19 protein-coding genes are annotated in these 22,507 nt (G+C 68.6%); 8 read left to right on the forward strand and 11 right to left on the reverse strand.

What is annotated here, in order from left to right; genetic code table 11:
* Positions 1–167: 167 nt before the first annotated feature.
* Positions 168–866, forward strand: coding sequence for a TetR/AcrR family transcriptional regulator (locus tag ABZ195_RS18120; RefSeq protein ID WP_355220112.1), 699 nt, complete (start codon positions 168–170; stop codon positions 864–866).
* Here the strand turns inward: ABZ195_RS18120 and atzF are convergent.
* The 4 genes from atzF to ABZ195_RS18140 are packed head-to-tail and all read right to left on the reverse strand — an operon-like array spanning position 827 to position 7,696.
* A complete protein-coding gene (atzF, locus tag ABZ195_RS18125; RefSeq protein ID WP_355220114.1) occupies positions 827–2,575 on the reverse strand; it encodes an allophanate hydrolase in 1,749 nt (582 codons plus the stop codon). The genes ABZ195_RS18120 and atzF overlap by 40 nt on opposite strands.
* Complete coding sequence (gene uca / locus ABZ195_RS18130) at positions 2,572–6,228, reverse strand: urea carboxylase (RefSeq protein WP_355220115.1); 3,657 nt, start codon at positions 6,226–6,228, stop codon at positions 2,572–2,574. Before uca ends, atzF begins: the two co-directional genes overlap by 4 nt.
* Positions 6,225–6,884: an urea amidolyase associated protein UAAP2 gene (locus ABZ195_RS18135; RefSeq protein WP_355220117.1), complete on the reverse strand. Its 660-nt coding sequence runs from the start codon at positions 6,882–6,884 to the stop codon at positions 6,225–6,227. Before ABZ195_RS18135 ends, uca begins: the two co-directional genes overlap by 4 nt.
* Complete coding sequence (locus tag ABZ195_RS18140) at positions 6,881–7,696, reverse strand: urea amidolyase associated protein UAAP1 (RefSeq protein ID WP_355220345.1); 816 nt, start codon at positions 7,694–7,696, stop codon at positions 6,881–6,883. The genes ABZ195_RS18135 and ABZ195_RS18140 overlap by 4 nt, the downstream gene beginning before the upstream one ends.
* 402 nt (positions 7,697–8,098) lie before the next feature.
* Here ABZ195_RS18140 and ABZ195_RS18145 point away from each other — a divergent pair, with 402 nt between their 5' ends.
* The 3 genes from ABZ195_RS18145 to ABZ195_RS18155 all read left to right on the forward strand — a co-directional run bounded on the left by ABZ195_RS18145 (position 8,099) and on the right by ABZ195_RS18155 (position 11,917).
* On the forward strand, positions 8,099–9,148 hold the full coding sequence (locus tag ABZ195_RS18145) for an NAD(P)-dependent alcohol dehydrogenase (RefSeq protein ID WP_355220118.1): 1,050 nt from the start codon (positions 8,099–8,101) through the stop codon (positions 9,146–9,148).
* 216 nt (positions 9,149–9,364) lie between these two features.
* A complete protein-coding gene (locus ABZ195_RS18150; RefSeq protein ID WP_355220120.1) occupies positions 9,365–10,963 on the forward strand; it encodes an APC family permease in 1,599 nt (532 codons plus the stop codon).
* A gap of 216 nt (positions 10,964–11,179) precedes the next feature.
* Positions 11,180–11,917 carry a YoaK family protein gene (locus tag ABZ195_RS18155; protein WP_355220121.1) on the forward strand — a complete coding sequence of 246 codons (738 nt, stop codon included), beginning with the start codon at positions 11,180–11,182 and terminating at the stop codon, positions 11,915–11,917.
* Positions 11,918–11,924: 7 nt separating this feature from the next.
* Here the strand turns inward: ABZ195_RS18155 and ABZ195_RS18160 are convergent, their stop codons facing one another.
* The 3 genes from ABZ195_RS18160 to ABZ195_RS18170 form a co-directional block, all read right to left on the reverse strand.
* Positions 11,925–12,140 carry a hypothetical protein gene (locus ABZ195_RS18160; protein WP_355220123.1) on the reverse strand — a complete coding sequence of 72 codons (216 nt, stop codon included), beginning with the start codon at positions 12,138–12,140 and terminating at the stop codon, positions 11,925–11,927.
* Positions 12,141–12,202: 62 nt separating this feature from the next.
* Positions 12,203–12,511, reverse strand: coding sequence for a hypothetical protein (locus ABZ195_RS18165; protein WP_355220125.1), 309 nt, complete (start codon positions 12,509–12,511; stop codon positions 12,203–12,205).
* Between the two features lie 15 nt (positions 12,512–12,526).
* A complete protein-coding gene (locus ABZ195_RS18170) occupies positions 12,527–13,525 on the reverse strand; it encodes a LacI family DNA-binding transcriptional regulator (protein ID WP_355220347.1) in 999 nt (332 codons plus the stop codon).
* A gap of 130 nt (positions 13,526–13,655) precedes the next feature.
* Here ABZ195_RS18170 and ABZ195_RS18175 point away from each other — a divergent pair, with 130 nt between their 5' ends.
* Genes ABZ195_RS18175 through ABZ195_RS18185 form a run of 3 tightly spaced genes read left to right on the forward strand, consistent with a single transcriptional unit; the run spans position 13,656 to position 17,049 of the window.
* On the forward strand, positions 13,656–15,056 hold the full coding sequence (locus ABZ195_RS18175) for a sugar porter family MFS transporter (protein WP_355220127.1): 1,401 nt from the start codon (positions 13,656–13,658) through the stop codon (positions 15,054–15,056).
* A gap of 40 nt (positions 15,057–15,096) precedes the next feature.
* The gene (locus ABZ195_RS18180; protein WP_355220129.1) at positions 15,097–16,017 is read left to right on the forward strand and encodes a sugar phosphate isomerase/epimerase; all 921 of its coding nucleotides are present in this window, start codon (positions 15,097–15,099) and stop codon (positions 16,015–16,017) included.
* 12 nt (positions 16,018–16,029) lie between these two features.
* Positions 16,030–17,049 (forward strand): Gfo/Idh/MocA family oxidoreductase, encoded by a 1,020-nt coding sequence (locus ABZ195_RS18185; protein WP_355220130.1) that lies wholly within the window; start codon positions 16,030–16,032, stop codon positions 17,047–17,049.
* A gap of 95 nt (positions 17,050–17,144) precedes the next feature.
* Here ABZ195_RS18185 and ABZ195_RS18190 read toward each other — a convergent pair whose 3' ends face one another.
* The gene (locus tag ABZ195_RS18190; protein ID WP_355220132.1) at positions 17,145–17,858 is read right to left on the reverse strand and encodes a hypothetical protein; all 714 of its coding nucleotides are present in this window, start codon (positions 17,856–17,858) and stop codon (positions 17,145–17,147) included.
* Between ABZ195_RS18190 and ABZ195_RS18195 the strand changes: the two genes are divergently transcribed.
* A complete protein-coding gene (locus ABZ195_RS18195) occupies positions 17,821–19,083 on the forward strand; it encodes an Ig-like domain-containing protein (RefSeq protein ID WP_355220134.1) in 1,263 nt (420 codons plus the stop codon). The two genes, ABZ195_RS18190 and ABZ195_RS18195, sit on opposite strands and share 38 nt — an antisense overlap.
* Here the strand turns inward: ABZ195_RS18195 and nrdF are convergent.
* The 3 genes from nrdF to ABZ195_RS18210 all read right to left on the reverse strand — a co-directional run bounded on the left by nrdF (position 19,080) and on the right by ABZ195_RS18210 (position 22,442).
* Positions 19,080–20,054, reverse strand: a complete 975-nt coding sequence (gene nrdF / locus ABZ195_RS18200) for a class 1b ribonucleoside-diphosphate reductase subunit beta (RefSeq protein ID WP_355220136.1) — start codon at positions 20,052–20,054, stop codon at positions 19,080–19,082. The genes ABZ195_RS18195 and nrdF overlap by 4 nt on opposite strands.
* A gap of 100 nt (positions 20,055–20,154) precedes the next feature.
* Positions 20,155–21,669 carry an NAD(P)/FAD-dependent oxidoreductase gene (locus tag ABZ195_RS18205; protein WP_355220139.1) on the reverse strand — a complete coding sequence of 505 codons (1,515 nt, stop codon included), beginning with the start codon at positions 21,667–21,669 and terminating at the stop codon, positions 20,155–20,157.
* Between the two features lie 35 nt (positions 21,670–21,704).
* Entirely contained in the window at positions 21,705–22,442 is a 738-nt protein-coding gene (locus ABZ195_RS18210) for a TetR/AcrR family transcriptional regulator (protein WP_355220141.1), read from the reverse strand.
* Between the last annotated feature and the right edge of the window lie 65 nt (positions 22,443–22,507).

The raw sequence follows: 22,507 nt of genomic DNA on the forward strand, positions 1-22,507 counted from the left end.
GCCCTCCGCCTGTCAAGTGACAGTTTTCCGGCCGCGCCGTCGTCGTGGGTGTCGCTGTTGTAACCAAACCGCGGCGCAGGTAACCGATGGGTGTCGCGCGTTTCTGTCGTGTGACAGAAACCTGGGGACATGACCATTTCGGGTGTGTCATGGTCCACGATGAAGTCATGCCGCTCGCCAGGGCCGGTCGCCCCCGCCATCACGACCAGAAGCGTCCGGGCGTCACCGCGCGTGAGGAGATCCTCGACGCCGCAGGTGAGCTCTTCACCACGCTGGGCTACACCGCCACCTCGACGAGGTCCATCGCGGAGTCCGTCGGCATCCGCCAGGCTTCGCTCTACCACTACTTCAAGACCAAGGACGACATTCTCTGCGCCCTGCTGGGTCAAACCGTCACTCCTACTTTGGCTTTCATTCCCAGCCTGCTGGGTGCCGAACCCGCCCTGAGCGCGCCGGAGCACCTGCACGCCTTGGCCACCTTCGACGGCGGCCAATTGCTCGCCGGTCGCTGGAATCTCGGCGCCCTGTACCTGCTGCCGGAGTTGCGAGGCGCCGGGCTCGAGTCGTTCTGGTCGGACCGGGAACGCCTGCGGTTGCACTACCTTGCGCTGAGCAAGGCCGTGATCGGCGCCACCGGGGTGCACGCCGCCGCTGCGGACCTGCCGTTCCGGTTGGTCGAGTCGCTGGTCAACATGTGGTCGGTGCCGCCCGGGGAGGAGCGCGACGAGATGCCACTCCACGTCGCCGACGCCTGCCTGCGCGTGCTCGGGGTGTCCGACGGCGACCCGCGACCGCTGCGGGCGCGCACCCGCACGCTGATCGAGCGCTACGTCGGCGTCGAACCTGTCGAGACGCTTCTCAGGTAGGTCGGCCAGTCGCCGTGTGCGGTGATGTCCTCCCCGGCCCGAAACGCCTCCAGCGCACACCCGAAACCGACGACCTCGGTGCCGTCGGCCAAGGTCACCCGGCCCAGCGACATCGGCGCCGGCAGGGCGGCCAGGAACTCGCCGAGCATCGCCGTGCCCACCAGCCACAACTCCCCGCCGACGGTGTCACCCTCGTCGGGTCCCAGCCGCATCAGCCCGGGCTTCGGCGGAGTGGTGTCCAACCGCGCCAAGCGGTAGACCGGCGCGGTCGACGCCGGTCCCAGCCAGCGGGCGCCGCGCTGCTCGAGCTGAAATGCCAACGGCTGCCCGCGAAGATGGGCACCGACGACCATCAGCGTGGTGGTCTCGGCGCCGGCGAACGTCGGCCACGGGCGGTCGGCGGACACGACGGTGGCCGCAGCGGCACCGGGCAGCGCGACCGACGGCGTCGGCGACACGACCAGCCGCGCGAGGTCCAGGGCGACCGCGTCGGCCCCGGCTCGCGCGATCACCGACACGCCGAACTGGTCGTCGCCCGCGGTCCCCGACGGCACCGCCACGGCGCACATGTCCAACAGGTTGCAGAAGTTGGTGTACACCCCGAGCCGGGAGTTGACGCCGATCGGATCGGCCCCGACCTCGGCGACTGTCGGGTGCTCGGTGGTGGTCGGAACCAGCAGGGCGTCGCAATCGCCCATGGCGGTCATGGCGGCGACGGTGAGCTCGTCGAGTAGGCGCCGGTCCCGCAACAGCCGGGTCGCCGAGACGCCGCCCGCCGCGGAGATGATCGCGCCGACGGTGGGGTCGACCTCCGCGCGATGGGCGTCGACGAATTCTCCGACAGCGTCGTGTCGTTCGGCGACCAGTCCGCCGTCGTACAGCAGGCGCGCGGCGGCGAGGAACGCCGAGAGGTCGATCTCGCGGATCACCGCGCCGCGCTGCTCGATGCGGGCGCGCGCCGCCGCGAACGCCGCCTGCCACGCGGTCGAGAGTCCCGGGAGCTCGCGGGGCACGGCGACCGTCGGAACCTCCGGCGCGGCCAGCGGCGCGTCAGGCGGGAACGGTCGCGCCGCTCCGGCGATGACACCCATTGCGGCGTCGGCGGTGTCGAGGTCGCGCGCGAAGACCGTCACGCAGTCATACGAGCGGCAGGCAGGCACGACGCCGTCGGTCGGCACCACGCCGTAGGTCGGCTTGATGCCGACGATGCCTTGCAGTGCGGCGGGAACCCGGCCCGAGCCCGCCGTGTCGGTGCCCAGTGCCACGTCGACCAGGCCAAGGGCCACCGCCACGGCGGATCCGGAACTCGAACCGCCCGAGATGTGCTCGGGTCGGCGCGAATCCCGTACGGCGCCATGCGGACTGCGCGTACCGACCAGACCGGTGGCGAACTGGTCGAGGTTGGTCACGCCGATCACCACCGCACCCGCAGCCTTCACCCTGGCCACGACGACGGCGTCCTCGGCGGCTGGCGCCGACGCGAAGGACGGACACCCGGCCGTGGTGACCAGTCCCGCCACGTCGACGTTGTTCTTCACCGCGGCGACCAGACCGGCGAGCGGAAGCTCGGCCCCGCCGAGGACTGCCGCGTCGACGGCCTCGGCGTCGGCGAGGACATCGGCCATGCTCCGCAGGGCGATCCAGATCTCCGGTCGCGCGGCGGCGTCGATCGCGGCGTAGGCCGCCCGAACCCGCTCGACGGCCGTCATGCCGGCACCCCCGTCGCCGTCCGTTCTCCGGCGCCCACGACGACGAGCGGCGTGCCCGGGTCCACCTGATGTCCCGCCTCGACCAGCACGCGGGTGACGACGCCGTCCGCGGGCGCGGTGAGCACCGTCTCCATCTTCATCGCCTCCAGTGCGAGCAGCGCCTGTCCGGCCACCACGTGGTCGCCGACGGCGACGTCGACCTTCCACACGCTGGAGGAGAACGGCGCGTCCACCCGTCGTTCGTCGTCGTGCAGGACGAGGTCGGCCGTGGTGACGGCGACACGTGACTCGGCCCGCTCGGCCCGGTCGAACTCCCCCGCCGCCGTCCACGCAGCGCGCTCGGCGGCGAATGCCGTTGCCTGCTGGGCACGGAACTCCGCTATCGAGTCCGCGTTCTCGGCGAGGAATCGCTCGTGCTCGGCCAGGGAGAAGGTGCCGTCGGCGATCTCGACCGACCCCCGGCCCGCGGCCATGTCCGCCCGCAGATCCAGGAGTTCCTCGGCGCTGACCGGATACCAGGAGATGCGGTCGAAGAAGCGCAGCAGCCACGGACTGCCCGGCTCGAAGGGTGAGGTGTCCCGGTAGCGACTCCACACCTGGGTGGTCCGGCCGACGAACTGGTATCCGCCGGGGCCCTCCATGCCGTAGATGCACAGGTAGGCGCCACCGATCCCGACGGAGTTCTCCGCGGTCCACGTGCGGGCCGGGTTGTACTTGGTGGTGACGAGCCGGTGCCGCGGATCGAGCGGGGTGGCCACGGGCGCCCCGAGGTAGACGTCGCCGAGGCCGAGGGTGAGGTACTCGGCCGAGAAGACCGTCGCCATCACGTCGTCCTGGCTCGCCAAACCGTTGATCCTGCGGATGAATTCGATGTTGGACGGGCACCACGGCGCGTCGTCTCGCACGCCGGAGGTGTACCGCGCGATGGCCTCCCTGGTCGCCGGGTCGTCCCAGCTCAGGGGCAGCCGCACCGATCGGCTGGGGACGACGAGTTCGGACGTGGCGGGCAGGTCGTCCTCCAGTTCGGCGAGCAATCCCATCAACCGGTCGGCGGGGAGCACGTCCGGATCCAGGTGCACCTGCAGGGACCTGATACCCGGCGTGAGGTCCAGAATGCCTGGCACGGCGCTCTTCTCGAGACGTTCCTCGAGTGCGTGCACCCTGGCCCGCAGCGCCAGGTCGAGCACCATGTCCCCGTACTCGACCAGCACGTTGTCGTCACCGCTGCGTCGGTAGGTGACCGACGGCGCGGCACCGCCGTCGCGGCGGCGCAGGACGCCGTCGTCACCGTCGCGCGCGGTGCGTCGGACCCGGACACTCGCCGCCCCGCGCCCTGTGCCGACGTCGGATCGCGACGGCGCGTCGGCCGCCCGCACCGGGACGAATCTGACGGTGTCCCCCGGCCTCAGCTGTCCGAGTTTCCACCGGTCGCCGGTCACGACGGTGACCGGGCAGACGAAGCCACCGAGGCTGGGCCCGTCGGGGCCCAGCAGGATCGGGGTGTCGCCCGTGAAGTCCAGCGCGCCGACCGAGTAGGGGGTGTCGTGGATGTTGGACGGATGCAGCCCCGCCTCGCCGCCGTCGGGACGGGCCCACTTCGGGCGCGGCCCCTCCAGCCGCACCCCGGTGCGGGCCGAGTTGAAGTGCACGGCGTACTCGGCTGCGAACAGCGTGTCCACGTCCTCACGGGTGAAGAATTCCGGGGCGCCGTGGGGTCCCTCGGTGACCGCGAGTTCCCAGTGGGACGGCATCGCGGGCCGAAGAGGTTGCGGCACGGCCGACTTCGCTTCGCCGGAACCGCCCTCGACCGCGCGCAGCACGTCGCCGACGACCAGATGGCGGCCGCCGTGACCGCCGAAGCGACCGAGGGTGAACGTCGACGCACTGCCGAGGTAGGACGGCACGTCGAACCCACCGTCGACGAGGACGTAGGTGCGCAGTCCCGAGGTCTCGGCCGCGCCGACGGTCAGGACGCCCCCGGCGGGCACGTGGATTGGCTCCCACATCGGCACGGGCACGCCGTCGACGGTGACCTGACAGTCGGCGCCGGTGACGCAAAAGGTGGTCGGGTGGGTGACGCGCAACGCGGGTCCCGACGCCGTGCACTCCAGACCCGGTGCGCCCTCGGCGTTTCCGAGTGCCCGATTGCCCAGCCGGAAGGACAGGTCGTCCATCGGCCCGCTTGGCGGTACGCCGACGCTCCACAGCCCGACGCGTCCCGGCAGGTCTTGAATGGTGGTCGAGAGTCCCGGGGTCTCGACGGTGATGCGGGGTCGCGGGTCGACGACGCCGGCGAGGGTGCCGGTGTGGTGCCGGGCCGCGCGCACCTCCTCGAGGGACAGCGCCGCGCGGAGCAGTCCGACGTTGACCTCGATGCCGTCCAGGACGGTGGCGTCCAGCGCCCTGCCGAGCCGGTCTAGGGCCTCGTCCCGGTCGGCGCCGACGGTGATCACCTTGGCCAGCAGCGGGTCGTAGGACGCGGTGACCTCGGTGCCCGACTCGACCCAGGTGTCCACCCGCGGCGGGGGATCACCGGCGACGCCATCCGGAAAGCTCACGGCGACCAGGGTTCCGGTGCTCGGCCGATAGTCGCGGGACGGGTCCTCGGCGTACACCCGCGCCTCGACCGCGTGCCCGCGGACCGGGACCGAGCCCTCGTCCGTGCCTGGCTCGAGGTATGGGGTCAGCACGTCGACCTCGCCGCGGGCGAGGCGAAACATCCAGGCCGCCAGGTCCACGCCGGTGACGCCCTCGGTCACGGGGTGCTCGACCTGCAGGCGCGCGTTGACCTCGAGGAACGACGCCTCCTCGCGGCGCGGGTCGTACACGAATTCCACCGTGCCCGCCGAGCGGTAGGCCACCGACGCGGCCAGCGCCCGGGAGGACGAATGCAGTTGCCTGCGAAGCGCTTCCGGCAGGGCGGGCGCGGGCGCCTCTTCGATCACCTTCTGATTGCGCCGCTGCAGCGAGCAGTCGCGGTCCCCGAGGGACACCACGCGGCCGGCGCCGTCGCCGAAGATCTGCACCTCGACGTGGCGGGCGTCGTCGACGAAGCGTTCCACGAAGACCCCGGCGGAACCGAAGCTGCGGGCGGCCAGGCGGGACACCCGGTCGAAGGCCGCTCGCAACTCGGCGTCGTCGCGGCACACCTGCATGCCGATTCCGCCGCCACCACCGGTGGCCTTCAGCATCACCGGGTAGCCGATCTCGTCGGCGGCCGCGCGGGCGGCCGCCGCGTCGTCGAGCAACTCCGAGCCCGGGAACACCGGCACGCCGGCGGCTCGGGCCGCCGCGCGGGCGGTGTGCTTGGTCCCGAAGATGCGCAGCTGGCGCGGGGTCGGGCCGACGAACGCCATGCCGGCGGACTCGACCGCGGCGGCGAATTCGGCGTCCTCGGAGAGGAATCCGTACCCGGGGTGGACCATGTCGGCACCCGTCGCCGTCGCCGCGGTGACGAGCCCGTCGACGCGGAGGTAGCTCTCACCGGGGGCCGCGGGTCCCAGCCGGACCGCCTCGTCGGCGAGGCGCACGTGGGGCGCCCCGCGGTCGGCGTCGGAGAACACCGCGACGGTGCGCAGGCCGAGCAGGTGCGCGCAGCGAACCAGACGAACGGCGATCTCGCCGCGGTTGGCGATCAGAACGCTCTGCCTCACGCGGCCTCACCCGGCCGGGTGACGATCATGCGAACGGGCGTCGGATGAAAGGCGTTGCAGGGGTTGTTGACCTGCGGGCAGTTCGAGACGAGGACCAGCACGTCGACCTTGGCGCGCAGGGCCACGCGCTTGCCCGGGGCCGACAAGCCGTCGACGATGCCCAGCGCTCCGTCGGGGTCCACCGGCACGTTCATGAACCAGTTGATGTTGCTGGCAAGGTCCCTGGCGCCCAGCCCGTGGCGAGAGCCCTCGAGCAGGAAGTTCTCCATGCAGCCGTGCTGGGCGCGCGTGTGTTGGCCGTAGCGCAGCGTGTTCGACTCCTTGGAGCAGGCTCCTCCAAGGGTGTCGTGCACGCCCACTTCGTCGCCGACGACGGTCATCAGGGCTGCGCCGGTGTCGGCCCGCAGCACCGAACCGGTGGTCAGCACGATCCCGCCTTGACGCGCGACGGTCTCAGAGGCGCTGTAGCGGACGCTGGTGTCGGCCGCGGAGTAGAGCAGACAGTCGACGGCCTGGTTGCCTTCCAGGTCGACGATGGTCAGGACGTCACCCGCGGCGACGACCGCCGACCAGGCGGCGCGGGCGTCGACCCGTTGGTCGAGGATCGGGGTGCCGGACACCAGTGCGGCGTCGGCGGCTGCGGTCGGGGCGTTCACAGGACTCCTCGGGCGAGCAGGTCGGCGTCGGTGTTGGCGGCGGCTTGCCGGTGCTCGGGGCGCAGCGGCCCGACGAGGTCACCGGCCAGCAGGCGGTCCAGATCGGCGACGGCGGGCCAGGCGAGCATGCGCAACGCCGAGCACGCGAAGGCCGGCCGCGGGTCCAGGGGGTGAGCGGTGTTGGCCAGGGACACGATCGCGTCGACGTGCAGCAGCAGGTCGACGTGGGCACCCGGGCCTGCGGAGCCCTGCCAGTCGAACCTGCCGTCCCCGTCGACCCGCACGCCCTTGAAGAAGGACGGCGACGGTGGCACGTCGCGCGGCCCGAGACCGTTCTTCAGCGCCGCGAGCACCAGGAGCTCCCGGCCCGCCGGCGACGCGGATTCAGGTGCTCCCGCGCCGTAACGCTCGTCGTTGCCGTGGCGGGTGGTGGTGCCGGCCAGCGCGTCGTGCCGACCGGAGGTGTCGTCGACGACGGTGGCGAGCACCCGGCCGAAACCGCTGAGCAGCGGGTGTCCCGTTCCGAGATAGGCCTGCCACGGCACCTTCACCGTGTCGGCCACGTTGAGCCGCTCGTGTGGGGCGTCGGCCCGGTGGATCAGGACGTGCGCGCAGGCGTCACCCTCGAGGTCGACCAACCTGATGCGGGTGCCACGTGCGAGGACGGCGGTCGTATATCCGCCTGGCGCAACGGTTTCCGACCACGTGAGGCTGGCGACCGGCACGCCGTCCGGGGCGTTCGGGCTGCCGGCGGCCGGCACGTGGCGCATGGCGTCGGCGGTGCGGCCGTGCTGCGCCCTCGCATGCGCCATGGCGCCCGCGGTGGTGGCGGTATCCGGGTGGTCGGCGGGAGGCGAGTCACGCACGTCGCTGGTCACGGCTACTCCAGGGGCTCATGGCGTCGGTCGTCGACCGACATATCTGTCAGATGACAGTTTTCTCGGCCGGACGCCGCCGGTGGTTGCCGCGGTGTAACCGATGACGGGCGTCGGGTTAACAACAGGCTTCGCGCGTGTCCGTCGTGTGACGACTTCCCGGGCATCCCGGCACCTGATTAGATCGTCACGGGAGCCGGGGATTAATTCGCCGCCGGTCCGGGTTGGCATTCGTCGGGGCGCAACGACGCGCCCATTCTTGGTGCCACCGCCACGGCTGGCGGTGACGAATGCCTCACGAAACCGCTTCACCAGACGACAAGAGGGTACGAAGAGAAGATGACCACCACAGTTTCCGCAATTGCCGCCACGTCGGCGACCGAGCCGCTGACCAAGACCACCATCGAGCGCCGCGACGTCGGCCCGAACGACGTGGCGTTCGACATCAAGTTCGCAGGCATCTGCCACTCCGACATCCACACCGTCAAGGCCGAGTGGGGCCAGCCCAACTACCCGGTCGTCGCGGGCCACGAGATCGCCGGCGTCGTGACCGAGGTCGGTTCCGAGGTGACCAAGTACAAGGTCGGCGATCACGTCGGCGTCGGCTGCTTCGTCGACTCCTGCCGCGAGTGCGACAACTGCAAGGCCGGACTGCAGCAGTACTGCACCGGCGAGGGCGGCATGGTCGGCACCTACAACGCCACCGGCAAGGACGGCACCCCGACCTACGGCGGGTACAGCCAGGCCATCGTGGTCGACGAGAACTACGTCCTGCGCATCCCGGACAGCATCCCGTTGGACAAGGCGGCCCCGCTGCTGTGCGCGGGGATCACCCTGTTCTCCCCCCTGCACCACTGGGGCGCCGGACCCGACAAGAAGGTCGCCATCATCGGCCTGGGCGGCCTGGGCCACATGGGCGTGAAGATCGCCCACGCGATGGGCGCCGAGGTCACGGTGCTGAGCCAGTCCCTGAAGAAGATGGAGGACGGCCTGCGCCTCGGCGCCGACGAGTACTACGCGACCAGCGACCCCGACACCTTCACCAAGCTGGCCGGCAAGTTCGACCTCATCGTCAACACCGTGTCGGCGAATCTCGACCTGGCGGCGTACATGAGCCTGCTGGCCACCGACGGCACGTTGGTGGAGGTCGGCGCGCCGGAGAAGCCGATGGAGTTGCCGTTCTTCCCGCTCGCCGCGCAGCGTCGCAGCCTGTCGGGTTCGATGATCGGCGGCATCCCCGAGACCCAGGAGATGCTCGACTTCTGCGCCGAGCACTACATCGCCCCGGAGATCGAGGTCATCGGCGCGGACTACGTCAACGAGGCCTATGAGCGCGTGCTCGCCAGCGACGTGCGGTACCGCTTCGTGATCGACACCTCGACTCTGTAGCAAACGCACCACGGCCCAGACCCGCATCGGGTCTGGGCCGTTTTGCGTCTCCGACCAGGCACGGGGCGTCACGCTGATCGGCAGACTCCCCAGACTGTGAATTGACGCGAATGTTGCCGTTCGAGTTGTCGGATGCAGGTGATGGTGCGACGCTCTGGAACAGACCGCACGCCTGCGGACCCGATTTCGCACTGAATCCGAAGCTTGGAGGCCCAGATGAGTGCCGATTCCGCAACCACCGACGACCCGGCTGCCGCCCGGGCCAACGGCCTGAAGAAGGGATCCATCGGCATCGTCGCGGTCATCTTCATGGCCGTGGCCAACGCCGCCCCGATCACCGCGATGACGGGCAACGTGCCCATCGCCGTCGGCTTCGGCAACGGGCTCGGCGCCCCGGCCGGCTTCCTGTTCGCCACCATCATCCTGACGCTGTTCGCACTCGGCTACGTGGCGATGGCCCGTCACATCACGACCACCGGAGCCTTCTACGGCTTCATCTCCCACGGCCTCGGTCAGATCTGGGGAATGGCCAGCGGAATGCTCGCCACGTTCGCCTACGTGGTGTTCGAGGGATCGTTGATCGGCGGCTGTGCGTACTTCGCCAACGACGCCCTCAAGACCATCTTCGACGTCGACGTGCCCTGGCTCGTCATCGCCGTCGTCGCGATCGTCGCGATCGCGGTCCTGTGCTACTTCGACATCAGCCTCACCGCAGCCATTCTCGGCGTCACGCTCACCGCCGAAGTGCTCATCCTGCTGGCGCTCGCGTTCTCGGTGATCTTCTCCGGCGGCGGGCCCGACGGTCTGATGCTCGACCAGACGGTGTTGCTCAACAACGCCTTCGAGGGCCTGCCGGCCGGCGCCTTCGGCACCGCGGCCGCGGCCGGCTCGATGGCCATCGGGTTGTTCTTCGCGTTCTGGTCGTGGGTCGGCTTCGAGACGACCGCGGTGTACGGCGAGGAGTCGCGCAACCCGAAGAAGATCATCCCGCGGGCGACCATCATCGCCGTCGTCGGTCTCGGCTTGTTCTACACGTTCATCTCGGCGATGGTGATCGCCGGCAACGGCGCGAAGACGTCGGTCGAGGCCTCCATCAGCGCGTCGCCCCTGGATCTCTTCTTCAACCTCGTGCAGGCCAACCTCGGTGGCGTGCTGCTCGACGTCTACAAGGGTCTTCTGGTCATCGGGTCCTTCGCCTGCGCGCTGGCCTTCCACAATGCGGCGTCGCGCTATCTCTACGCACTCGGGCGCGAGATGCCGTCGGAGAAGATCAAGGCCACCGTCGGCGGCACGCATCCCACGCACGGTTCGCCCTACATCGCCTCGACGATCCAGAGCGTCATCACGCTGTTGATCGTTCTGGCCTTCGGTTTCTTCACCGCCGTCCAGGTGCCCGACGCAGACGGCACGCCGGTGGACACCCCGGCCCTGGTGCCCTACGTCAACGTCTACGGCTTGTTGGCGTTGATCGGCACCGCGGCCATCCTGCTGGTGCAGGCCATCTGCTCGGCGGCGGTCATCTGGTTCTTCTGGGTCAAGAAGGCTCACCGCGGCAACGTGATCACCACGCTGCTGTGCCCGCTCGTCGGCGGTCTGGCCATGCTTTACGTGGTGTGGTTGCTGTGGGACAACCGCGAATTCGCGGCCGGGCTCGCGGCGAAGTCCGACGTGTTCAAGGTCGCTCCGTACATGATCCTCGCGGTCTTCGTGATCGGTCTCGGCTACGCGGTGTGGCTGCGCACCGCCAAGCCGACGGTCTACGCCGAGATCGGCCGTACGGTCATGGAGGACGCGCACGAGCGCAGCGACGCCTGACCAAGAACACCGCCAGCCGAGGTCCCCGCACGCCAGGCGTGCGGGGACCTTTGCGTTTCACCAATTGGCGTCGGCGTCAAATGTCTTGCGCCACTGCATGTTTTCACGAGGTCCGGATTGGCTACAGGGTGCGTGACGCGATGGCGCGTCGCTCCCAGCGCTCCGTTGTCGTGGTTCACGCCGTTGCGTGCCGCACGTCTCCATGAAGAGGACCCCATGTCGAGCAAGGCGTTTCCGGCCGACGACACGACGAGAACGTTCTTCGCCGTCAGCCTCGCGGTGGTCGCCGGCGTCGCCGACACCATCGGCTTCCTGGAGTACGGCCAGCTGTTCATGTCGTTCATGAGTGGCAACACCACCCGGTTCGGTGAGGCCGCCAGCTCGCTGGACTGGGTGGGCGTCGCCCGGTTCGGCACGGTCATCGCGATGTTCTGCTTCGGCGCCTTCCTCGGCACCCTGATCGCGGCGTGGTCCGGGCGGTGGCGGCTGTCCACCCTGCTGGTGATCACGGCGCTGCTGCTCACCGTCGGCCTGCTGATGCCGCAGGGCCCGGACTCGTTCCCGTTGCACGCCTATCCGGTCGTCCTGGCCCTTGGCCTGCAGAACGCGACCCTGCAGGACGAGGCGGGCCGCAGTCTGGCGCTGACCTACGTGACGGGCACCGTGATCCGATTCGGCGCGGGGCTGGCCAACATCCTGCTGCACAAGCCGGCGCCGTCATTTTGGATCCAGGGTCCGCTGTGGGCGGGACTCACGGCGGGCGCCATCTTCGGCGGGGTGCTCCAGCACCAATACGGCGAACAGGCATTCTTGGCCCCCGCAGCGCTGGCCGGGGCGCTGGCGTCGATCGCGCTCGTCATGACGGTGTTACGCCCCACCAGCCCCCTGGTGCTCAACGACGCGGCACCGCAACCCGACGCGGCCCCGGACGCGCCGCCCACCGTGGTCATCTGAGCCGGGCTCAATTCACCCCGACCGCGAAGACGACGACCGCCACGATGCCGAACAGCGCCGCCGCAAAGGCCCCTTCGGCCACTGGCCACACCCGGCTCCTGACGGCGGCGACCAGGCTGAGCGCGCCGGCCAACAGCAGCGCGGCCACCGGCGCGAAGAACCAGTAGTACAGGACCGCACCGGGCGACATCGCCAGCAGACCAAGTGCGAATCCCACTGCCATCCAGGGTGATCCGGGTTCTCGACCGACCCGTACGGTCGGCGGGCGCTCGGCGTCCGGGGTCATCAGGCCATCCCCCAGCCGAACATCTGGCTCTGCACGGCGAGGGAACCGAACACCAGCCATCCGCCCGTCGGCCCCATCAGCAGCATCAGCCCGAGGGTCCGCGCCCATCGATGCCCACCGAACCGCGCCAGCGCGGCGCCCGCGGCAGCCAGGGCGACCCAGCACACCGTGGCGATCGCCAATCGATGTCCGTCGGCGGCGGCGTGAGACGCCTCGTCACCGGGCGCCCCGATCGTCACCGCCGCGACCAGACCCCAGAACAGGCCGCCTAGCACGGCGCCGCCGAAGACGCCGACCCGCCAGTTCACGGTTGGCTGTGGCCGTCACGACGCCCGCGGGCGCGCGGTGGTGCCGCGCACCACGAGAGTGGGTTCGAGGACGACGTCGTCGTGGAAGTCACCCTTCTCATCTTCCATCATGTGCACGGCCAGTCGGACCGCATGTTTGGCGATGCCGGAGGCGTCCTGATGGACCGTCGTCAGGTCGATCAGGGGGTAGTCCGAGAGGCGGCTGTCGTCGAACCCGATGAGGGACACGTCGGCGGGCACCGACACCCCCGAGCGGGTGAACACGTCGAGCAGGCCGAGCGCACACCGGTCATTGCTCGCCAGAATGGCCGTGGGGAGGGGGGACTCGGCCAGCAGCGCGTCGGCCGCGTGGGCCCCCGCCTCCTCGGTGTGGGCACCGGCGATCACCCGGGCGGCCGCCTCGAGTCCGTGGTTGCGCATGGCGGCCCGGTAGGCGCGTCGGCGTTCGGCAGACCCGGGGCCACCCCCACCATCGACGTGGACGATGTCACGGTGCCCGAGTTCGACCAGATAGTCCACCGCCTGGCGGATCCCCTTGGTGTCGGCGGTGCGCACCGAACTCAGGCCGCGGCCCACGGGCTTGCCTGCCACGTCGACTCCCACCACGACGATCGGCAGCCGATCGGCGATACGTTGCAGCGCAGGCCTTTCCGACGTAGGTCCCAGGAGGATCAGCCCGCCACACCGGTGGCTGATCAGAGACTCGATGGACTCGGTCTCGTTCCGCCCGGCCAAGTTGGCCGTCAGCACCACGTCGTAGCCGACGGCCTCGGCCGCCGGGTAGACGTCGGTGACCATCTCGGCCTGAAACGGTTGGCGAAGATCCATCAGCACGCCGATCGTGCGGCTTCGGCCGCGGGCCAGGAGCTGGGCGGCGGAGTCCGGACGGTAGCCGATCTCGTCGGCGACCTCGAGTACGCGACGACGGGTCTGCTCGCTCGCACCGGGCTTGCCACTGAGGACGAACGACACCAGGGTGCGCGACACCCCGGCACGAACGGCGACGTCGGCCATGGTCGGACGTTGCGCGGCCACGGGCCACTCCCCTCGCTGTGACGCTTGACACGTCTTGGTCGACACGTTCATAGTAGACCTCACGCGCGTTACTAACGCGCTTTAGTTCATCCATTCGAGAGAAGATCCCATGGCATCGACGACGGAAACCCGACAGTCGGCGGGTCGCTTCCTGACCAAGCTGACCGTCATCGCCACACTCGGCGGCCTGCTGTTCGGCTACGACACCGGCGTCATCTCCGGGGCCCTGCTCTACATGAAGGACGACCTCGACCTCAGCGCCTTCGGCGAGGCGACGGTGGTCAGCTCACTGCTGTTCCCCGGCGCGGCCCTCGGCGCGCTCCTCGGCGGACGCATCGCCGACCGGATCGGTCGCAAGAGGATGCTCCTGCTCTGCGGTGCGATCTTCCTCGTCGGCGCGTTGGGCTGCGCGCTGGCACCCACGGTGCAGATCATGGTCGCCGCCCGCATCGTCCTCGGGTTCGGCGTCGGCGCCGCCTCGGTGACCTGCCCGCTCTACCTGGCCGAGATGGCCCCGCCCGACCGCCGCGGCCGCATGGTGACGATCAACGAGCTCATGATCGTCACCGGACAGATGCTGGCCTTCGCCATGAACGCGCTGTTGGACCATCTCATCCAGGACCCGCACGTCTGGCGGATCATGCTGGCGGTTGCCTCGATTCCCGCCGTCGCGCTACTGGTCGGCATGCTCTTCCTGCCGGACTCACCCCGCTGGTACGGCCTCAAGGGACGCTTCGAGGAGGCCCGGACCGTGCTGGGCTACAGCCTGGACTCGCGGGAGGCCGACGAGGAGTTCGAGGCCATCGTCGCCCACGCCGAACGCACCATGACCAGCCGCACCCCCTGGACCGTCATCCGCGACGTCCCCTGGATCCGCAAGGTCGTGCTGATCGGCTGCGGCCTGGCCATCGTGCAGCAGGCCACCGGCATCAACACCGTGAACTACTACGCCCCAACGATTCTCGAGCAAAGCGGCCTCGGGGTGAGTGCGTCGCTGATCGCCACCATCGCGGTCGGCGTCACGTCAGTGGTCACCACGATCATCGGCATCATCCTGCTCGGCTTCGTGGGTCGCCGGACCATGTTGCTCATCGGGTTCAGCGGTGTCGCGGCCTCGCAGGCTGCACTCGCTCTCACGTTCCTGCTGTCGGAGTCCACCACCCGCAGTTACGTCATCCTGGGGTGCATGATCGTGTTCGTCGCGTTCGTCCAGATGTTCATCGGCACCTGCGTCTGGCTGCTTCTGTCCGAGATCTTCCCGATGAGCATCCGCGGATTCGCCATGGGCATCGCGGTATTCATCCTCTGGTGCACCAACGCGGCCATCTCCTTCCTGTTCCCGGTACTCAACTCCGCGCTGGGGTCGACCGGGACCTTCGGGCTCTTCGTCCTCGTCAACCTCGTCTCGCTGTACTTCGTGTTTCGCTGCGTGCCCGAGACCAAGGGCACCACCCTGGAGGAACTCGAAGACCGGTTCGAAGCCGAAGGCACCCTCGCGGCGTCGGCGTGACGCCGCGATCAACCCCCGCTACGAAAGGATTCCCACCCCGATGAGCAACATCCTGGTCGGCTCGGCCCCCGACTCCTGGGGCGTCTGGTTCCCCGACGATCCGCAGCAGACCCCCTATGGAAGATTCCTCGACGAAGTCGCCGCGTCGGGATACGAGTGGATCGAACTCGGTCCCTTCGGCTACCTGCCGACCGACCCCGAGAAGCTGGCCGACGAGTTGGCCCAGCGCAACCTGAAGCTGTCGGCCGGAACGGTATTCGAGCACCTGCATCAGTCCGAGACGCGGGGTGACGACGCGTGGAACTCGGTGTGGCGCCAGATCGAGGACGTCGCCAAGCTCACCGCGGCCGTCGGCGGAACGCACGTCGTCGTCATCCCCGAGATGTGGCGCGACCCGGCCACCGGCGCGGTGCTCGAGGACCGCAATCTCACCACCGCCCAGTGGGCCCAGAAGACCACCGGCATGAACGAGCTGGGCAAGGCCATGTTCGAGAAGTACGGTGTCCGTGCGCAATACCATCCGCACGCCGACAGCCACGTCGACACCGAAGAGAACGTGTACCGCTTCCTCGACGGCACCGACGGCGAGTTCGTCAACCTGTGCCTGGACACCGGACACATCAGCTACTGCGGCGGTGACAACATCGCCATCATCGAACGGGCACCCGAACGCATCGGCTACCTGCACCTCAAGCAGGTCGACCCGGTGGTGCGCGCCAAGGTCGAGGCCGAGAACCTGCCGTTCGGCGAGGCGGTCAGACTCGGTGCCATGACCGAGCCGCCGTTGGGCATCCCCGACATGCCGCCGCTACTGGCCGCCGTCGAGCGGCTCGGCGTCGACGTCTTCGCGATCGTCGAGCAGGACATGTACCCCTGCGCCGTCGACGCCCCCCTGCCCATCGCCCAGCGCACCCGGCAATACCTCGGGTCCTGCGGCGTGCCGTCCGTCCGATTCAGCTAGGAGCCTCACTGCATGTCAGATCTACGCATCGCCGTCCTCGGCGTCGGGATGATGGGTGCCGACCACGTCGCACGCATCGGCTCGAGGATCGCCGGAGCCCGGGTCACCGTCGTCAACGACTTCGTGACCGAGAAGGCCGAGCAGCTCGCCGCGACCATCCCCGGTTGCCGGGCCATCGCCGATCCCCTGGACGCGATTGCCGACCCAGACGTCGACGCCGTCGTGCTGGCCACCCCGGGCACCACCCACGAGAAGCAGCTCCTCGCTTGCCTGGAGCACGGCAAGCCGGTGATGTGCGAGAAGCCGCTGACCACCGACGTCGCGACGTCGCTGGACGTGGTCAAGCGCGAGGCCGAACTCGGCAGGCGGTTGATCCAAGTCGGTTTCATGCGCCGCTTCGACGCGGAGTACGTGGCGCTCAAGGCAATGCTCGACGGCGGGGAGCTCGGCACGCCGCTCGTCATGCACTGCGCACACCGCAACCCCGTCGTGCCACCGAACTTCGACAGCTCGATGATCGTCAAGGACTCCCTCGTCCACGAGGTGGACGTGACGCGCTTTCTGTTCGACGAGGAGATCACCCACGTCCAGGTCATCAAGCCCGCCGCCAATCCCGCTGCACCGCAGGGACTTCAGGATCCGCAGATCGCGATCTTCACCACGTCCACGGGCAAGCACGTGGACGTCGAGGTGTTCGTCACCACCGGGGTGGCCTACGAGGTCCGCACCGAGGTCGTGGGCGAACGGGGTAGCGCGATGATCGGCCTCGACGTCGGGTTGGTTCGCACGAGCGCGCCCGGGCACCGGGGTGGTCAGATCACGCCCAGCTTCAAGGAACGCTTCGGACTGGCCTACGACGTGGAGATTCAGCGGTGGGTCGACGCCGTCCGCGCCGGGGTGAACGTCGACGGTCCGGGCGCGTGGGACGGTTACGCCGCGGCAGCGGTGTGCGCGGCGGGCGTCGCCTCGCTGGAGTCGGGCGGGCCCGTCGCCGTCGAGATGGTCTCACGGGACTCGATCGCGGGAGCCTGATGACCCCCCTTACCCAGTCGTCGACTCGCCGATGAGATTTGCTGCGCGGTGGGAGTTCACCGGGTATAACTGATCTCCAACAATTGACGGGGGGGTCAGATCATGGCGGAGGATCGGAAGCGGCGCGGCGGACATCGGTCCGAGGACTTCGGCGTTCGGCGGTGGTTGCGGGTCGGGGCCGCCTCGGCGGGCATGGGCGCCGCGCTGTTCGGAGCCTCGCTGGCCGCCCCGCTGGCGGCGAGCGCTCTGGCCGACGACTCGGGATCGTCGTCGTCGCCGGCATCCTCGTCGTCCAGTGCGAGCTCGCCGGCCGGCGAGGCAGGGCCGCAGGAGTCGGCGGGTTCCTCGGCGCCGGCGCAGCAGACCTCGACGCCCGCGTCCGGCGAGACGGCGTCGGCCGGATCGTCGTCGACCCCTACGACGACGTCGGAGTCCTCCCCCTCGTCGACGTCCGCTTCGACCACGACGGTGTCCGCCGACGACAAGACGACCGTCAGCGCCCAAACGAACCGGGGTTCCGTCGGATCCGATGACGCCGGGTCGAGCGGCGAGCATTCCACGGTCTCGGCTCGAGTCAACTCGGGGTCGTCACCCGCGGCTGCGGCGTCGGGCACCTCGGTGCCCGCACCCGCGGCCGCCCCGTCGGCATCGGAGAGCAAGACCGCGGCGCTCGTCGCGGCCCCGGTTACCGAACCCGTTGCCGCGGTGTCGAATTCGCAATCCTCCGTGACGACGGCCGCGGCGGCTCCGACGATCCCGTGGGTTCTACAGGTGACGGGTTCGAGCGACCCGTACTCGGACGCGATCAACTATCACGTCGCCGGGTTCTTCGGTGCGGTGCAGGCGTTGATCGCCGGCGCTCCGCTTCCCGACCCTCTCAAGGCGGCACTGAGCGGCACCGCCTACACCGTCCGCCGCAGCCTCTACAATTCGGCACCGACCGTGACGCCACTACAACTCACCGGCACCTCCGACACCGCGGTCGCGGGCCGCGTCAGCGCCTCCGATCCCGACGGGGATCAGATCGCCTACCGCGTGGTGCAGGGACCGGCGTCGGGCACGCTGCAGCTCAACTCCGACGGCAGCTTCACCTACACCCCGGGTGACGGATTCGACGGCGTGGCGTCCTTCGTCGTACTTGCCCAGGATCTCGGACTGCACGTCAACCTGCTCAACCCGTTCCGCGGACCGGGTACCTCGGCGGGTGCGCTCGTCAACGAAGGCGCCATCAAGTTCGACTTCAACTACACGACAGGGGCCAACTTCTGGTCCGACGAGGCCAGGGCCGCACTCGCATCGTCGGCGAACCGGGTCACCGCCTACTTCCTCGTCACCCGCCCCGTCACGCTCACCTACGACGTCACCGGCGAAGACTCGACGGCGAGCTCCAAGCTCGCGTCGGCGGGCAGCGGTCTGGTCAGCACCGACCCCGGCTTCTGGCAAACGGTCGTGCAAAGCAAGCTGCTCACCGGCGTCGATGCGAACGGCGATGCGGCCGACGGCTCGATCGACTGGAACTTCGCCAAGGGTTGGGACTACGGCGACTCCGTCAGCGCCGACAACTACGACTTCGTGTCGACGGCGATGCACGAACTGATGCATTCCTTTGGATTCCTGTCCGTCATCGACGCACCGGGGAAGAACGCCGACGGGGAGTGGACGGTGCTCGACGGCTTCATCCAGACCTCCGGCGGTGCGAAGCCGGTCACCTACGACTACAGGTGGAACGCCGCCTACGATCCGAATCTCACCGGCGCCGCCGGTGGTTTCTACTTCGGCGGCGCGAACGCCGTGGCCGCCTACGGTGGTCTGGTCCCGCTCTACACGCCGAATCCGTGGGAGGACGGCAGCTCGATGTCCCATCTGGACGACACGACGTTCACCGGGGCCAACGAGCAGATGATGAACGCCAAGACCGACACAGGGCTGGGAGTGCGGGTGCTCAGCCCGATCGAGCTCGGCATCCTGAAGGACATCGGCTATACCGTCGTCATCCCGAGCGTCGCCCCCAGCGCCGCCAGCGTCGCGGTCTAGAAGTCCCAGTCCTCGTCGGTGGTGTTGACGGCCTTGCCGATGACGTAGCTGGACCCCGACCCGGAGAAGAAGTCGTGGTTCTCGTCGGCGTTGGGGCTCAGCGCCGACAGGATCGCCGGGTTGACGTCCGTTTCGTCCTTGGGGAACAGCGCCTCGTAGCCCAGGTTCATCAAGGCCTTGTTGGCGTTGTAGCGCAAGAACTTCTTGACGTCCTCGGTGAGCCCGACCCCGTCGTAGAGGTCCTGGGTGTACTCGACCTCGTTGTCGTAGAGCTCGAAGAGCAGCTCGTAGGTGTAGTCCTTCAGCTCGGCCTTGCGGGCCTCGTCGGCCTGCGCCAGACCCTTCTGGAACTTGTAGCCGATGTAGTACCCGTGCACGGCCTCGTCGCGGATGATCAGCCGGATCATGTCGGCGGTGTTGGTGAGCTTGGCGCGGCTGCTCCAGTACATCGGCAGGTAGAAGCCGGAGTAGAACAGGAAGCTCTCCAGCAGCGTGGAGGCCACCTTGCGCTTGAGCGGATCGTCGCCCTTGTAGAAGTTCATCACGATCTCGGCCTTGCGCTGCAGGTTGGGGTTCTCCTCCGACCAGCGGAACGCCTCGTCGATGTCCACCGTCGAGCACAGCGTGGAGAAGATGTTGCTGTAGCTCTTGGCGTGCACCGACTCCATGAACGCGATGTTGGTGTAGACGGCCTCCTCGTGCGGGGTGATCGCATCGGGGATCAGGCTCACCGCACCGACGGTGCCCTGGATGGTGTCCAGCAGCGTCAGGCCGGTGAACACGCGCATGGTCAGCTGCTTCTCGTGCTCGTTGAGCGTGCCCCAGGACGGGATGTCGTTGGACACCGGGACCTTCTCCGGCAACCAGAAGTTGCCGGTCAGGCGCTCCCAGACCTCGGCGTCCTTCTCGTCGTGAACGCGGTTCCAGTTGATGGCGGAGACCCGGTCGATCAACTTGATTCCATCAGACACTGTGAACCCCAATTCGATGCGTGGCGAGTAGCTCCCACGACACTACAACTGGGGTGTGACATCGCGTCGCAACACAACCACTTGTGTCCGCGTGTCGTAATCAGCGCCCGATGAACCGGTACTCGTCACGCTTGAAACGCCTGGTCGCCAACCAGTACTGCCAGGTCATGCCGCTCCACAGCACCCGGTTGACGCCGTGGGAGTCCAGATACCAGCTGCGGCACCCACCGGTGTTCCACACCGTCTTGGACAGACCGTCCTGCAACTCGGCGTTGAACGCGTCCTGCGCGGCACGGGTGGGCGCCACCGCCTGCGCGCCCGCCCGGTCGACCGCGGCAACCGCCTTGGCGACGTAGCGGATCTGCGCCTCGATCATGAACACCACCGAGTTGTGGCCGAGTCCGGTGTTGGGGCCCAGCAGGAAGAACAGGTTGGGCATGTCGGCGACGGCGACGCCGCGGTGCGCCTCGACGCCCTCGCGGTTCCACCGCTGCACCAGGTCCTCGCCGCCGGGGCCGGTGACGTCGACGTAGGAGTACGAGTCGGTGACGTGGAAGCCGGTGGCGTACACCACCACGTCGACGGGATGTTCGACGCCGTCGGCGGTGACGATGCCGTCGCGGGTGATCCGCTCGATGCGCTCGGTGATCACCTGCGTCTTGGGATTGGCGATGCCACGATAGTAGGTGTCGGAGTTGAGGATTCGCTTGCATCCGGTCCGGTAGTCGGGAGTCAGCTTGCGCCGCAGCGCCTTGTCCTTGACCGCACGACGGATGTTCCACTTGCCCAGCAGCGCACCGACCTTGAGCAACCAGGGCTGTTTGGTCATGCCGAAACCGACCACCTCGTGCATCCAGTAGAGCAGCACCCGTGCCAAGGCTCGCGCGCCCGGGACATTCGTGAACATCTGCCGAACCCATGGCGGCAGAGCGTTGTTGGGTCGTGGCATCACCCATGGGGGTGTGCGTTGGTAGACCTGCAGTTCGGCGACGTCGTCGACGATCGCGGGCACCAACTGAATGGCGCTGGCACCGGTTCCGATGACGGCGACCCGCTTGCCGGCGATGTCCACCGAGTGATCCCACTGCGCGGAATGGAAGGCGGCCCCGGCGAAGTCGTCGACGCCCTCGATGTCGGGGATCAGCGGGATGTGCAGCGCCCCGGCGCCCGAGATGAGGAATTGGGCGACGAACTCACTCCCGTCGGCGGTCACCACGTGCCAACGCATCTCGGCGTCGTCCCAGCGCGCTCGCTCGACCCGCGAGCCGAATCGGATGTAGCGGCGCAGACCGTACTTGTCGGCGACGCCCTTGAGGTAGTCGAAGATCTCGGGCTGAAGCGACCACATGTGGGTCCAGTCGGGCTTCGGCTCGAAGGAGAAGGAGTACACGTGCGACGGGATGTCACAAGCGCAGCCGGGATAGGTGTTGTCCCGCCAGGTGCCACCGATGTCGTCGGCCTTCTCCAAGATGACGAAGTCGTGGGCGCCGAAGCCCTGCTTCTGCAGGGCGATGGCCATGCCAAGACCGGAGAAGCCGCTGCCGATGATGACGGCGCGGGTGCGGACGGGGCTCTGTTGCGCCGTGGCGGCGCCTGCCTCTTCGGCGATCGTCATGTCGCCACGATACTTGGGAACGCAGGTACCGGGTATCAGGCCACGGTCTCGCGGCGGCGAACACCCTCGTGCAGCGGCAAATCGGGATCGATCTTGATCCCGAGCAGGTCACACGTGCCGTAGATGGCCGCCAGCATCAACGTCGTCATGTGCGCGACGAATTGCTCCGGCGGCATCCGCCGCGGACTGTCCGGACCGGGCCCCAGCCACCACTCCGTGGCCGCGGCTGCCGACCCGAACGTCGTGAACGCGGCCAGCTCCATCGCCGCCCCGTCGAGCTCCATCTCACGCAGTTCGTCGTTGAACATCGCCGCCATCGCCAAGGTGATGTCGCGTCCCTCGTTGAGCGCGCGCATCGTCTCGCTCTGTTCGGCGAACCGTCCTTGGATCAGGAACCGGCATACGTTGGGATGCTCGTCCACGAGATGCACGTACTTCTCGACACTGCGCAGGATCAGGTCCCGGGCCGGGTCGGTGCCCACGTTGATCGACGGGATGATGGCTGCCCACAACATGTCTCGCAGCCGCTCGCCAATTGCCTGGAACAGGTCGGACTTGTCGGTGAAGTGCCGGTAGATCTTCGGCTTCGCGGTGCCCGCCTCTTCGGCGATCTCCCGCAGGGAGAGCTCGGGGCCGAGCTTGTCGATCGCGCGGAAGGCGGCGTCGACGATTTCGGCCCGGACCTTCTTGCGATGTTCGCGCCATCGCTCGCTTCTGGCGTCGACCTTCACCCCTGGTGGGGTGCCCGGATGGGGCCGAGACGGTCTGCGCACGGACTCACTGTACCGGCTGAACACGGCTGACCTGCCACAACCGCGTGTGGGGCACGCTCGGACCG

The sequence above is a fragment of the Mycobacterium sp. NPDC006124 genome (assembly GCF_040614235.1).
GTDB lineage: Bacteria > Actinomycetota > Actinomycetes > Mycobacteriales > Mycobacteriaceae > Mycobacterium.

Bases quoted from the DNA above. Each gene is read 5' to 3' on its own strand.
- ABZ195_RS18120 (WP_355220112.1), top strand. From the start codon at position 168: ATGCCGCTCGCCAGGGCCGGTCGCCCCCGCCATCACGACCAGAAGCGT.
- atzF (WP_355220114.1), bottom strand. From the start codon at position 2,575: ATGACGGCCGTCGAGCGGGTTCGGGCGGCCTACGCCGCGATCGACGCC.
- ABZ195_RS18140 (WP_355220345.1), bottom strand. From the start codon at position 7,696: ATGGCGCATGCGAGGGCGCAGCACGGCCGCACCGCCGACGCCATGCGC.
- ABZ195_RS18145 (WP_355220118.1), top strand. From the start codon at position 8,099: ATGACCACCACAGTTTCCGCAATTGCCGCCACGTCGGCGACCGAGCCG.
- ABZ195_RS18150 (WP_355220120.1), top strand. From the start codon at position 9,365: ATGAGTGCCGATTCCGCAACCACCGACGACCCGGCTGCCGCCCGGGCC.
- ABZ195_RS18155 (WP_355220121.1), top strand. From the start codon at position 11,180: ATGTCGAGCAAGGCGTTTCCGGCCGACGACACGACGAGAACGTTCTTC.
- ABZ195_RS18160 (WP_355220123.1), bottom strand. From the start codon at position 12,140: ATGGCAGTGGGATTCGCACTTGGTCTGCTGGCGATGTCGCCCGGTGCG.
- ABZ195_RS18170 (WP_355220347.1), bottom strand. From the start codon at position 13,525: ATGGCCGACGTCGCCGTTCGTGCCGGGGTGTCGCGCACCCTGGTGTCG.
- ABZ195_RS18175 (WP_355220127.1), top strand. From the start codon at position 13,656: ATGGCATCGACGACGGAAACCCGACAGTCGGCGGGTCGCTTCCTGACC.
- ABZ195_RS18180 (WP_355220129.1), top strand. From the start codon at position 15,097: ATGAGCAACATCCTGGTCGGCTCGGCCCCCGACTCCTGGGGCGTCTGG.
- ABZ195_RS18185 (WP_355220130.1), top strand. From the start codon at position 16,030: ATGTCAGATCTACGCATCGCCGTCCTCGGCGTCGGGATGATGGGTGCC.
- ABZ195_RS18205 (WP_355220139.1), bottom strand. From the start codon at position 21,669: ATGACGATCGCCGAAGAGGCAGGCGCCGCCACGGCGCAACAGAGCCCC.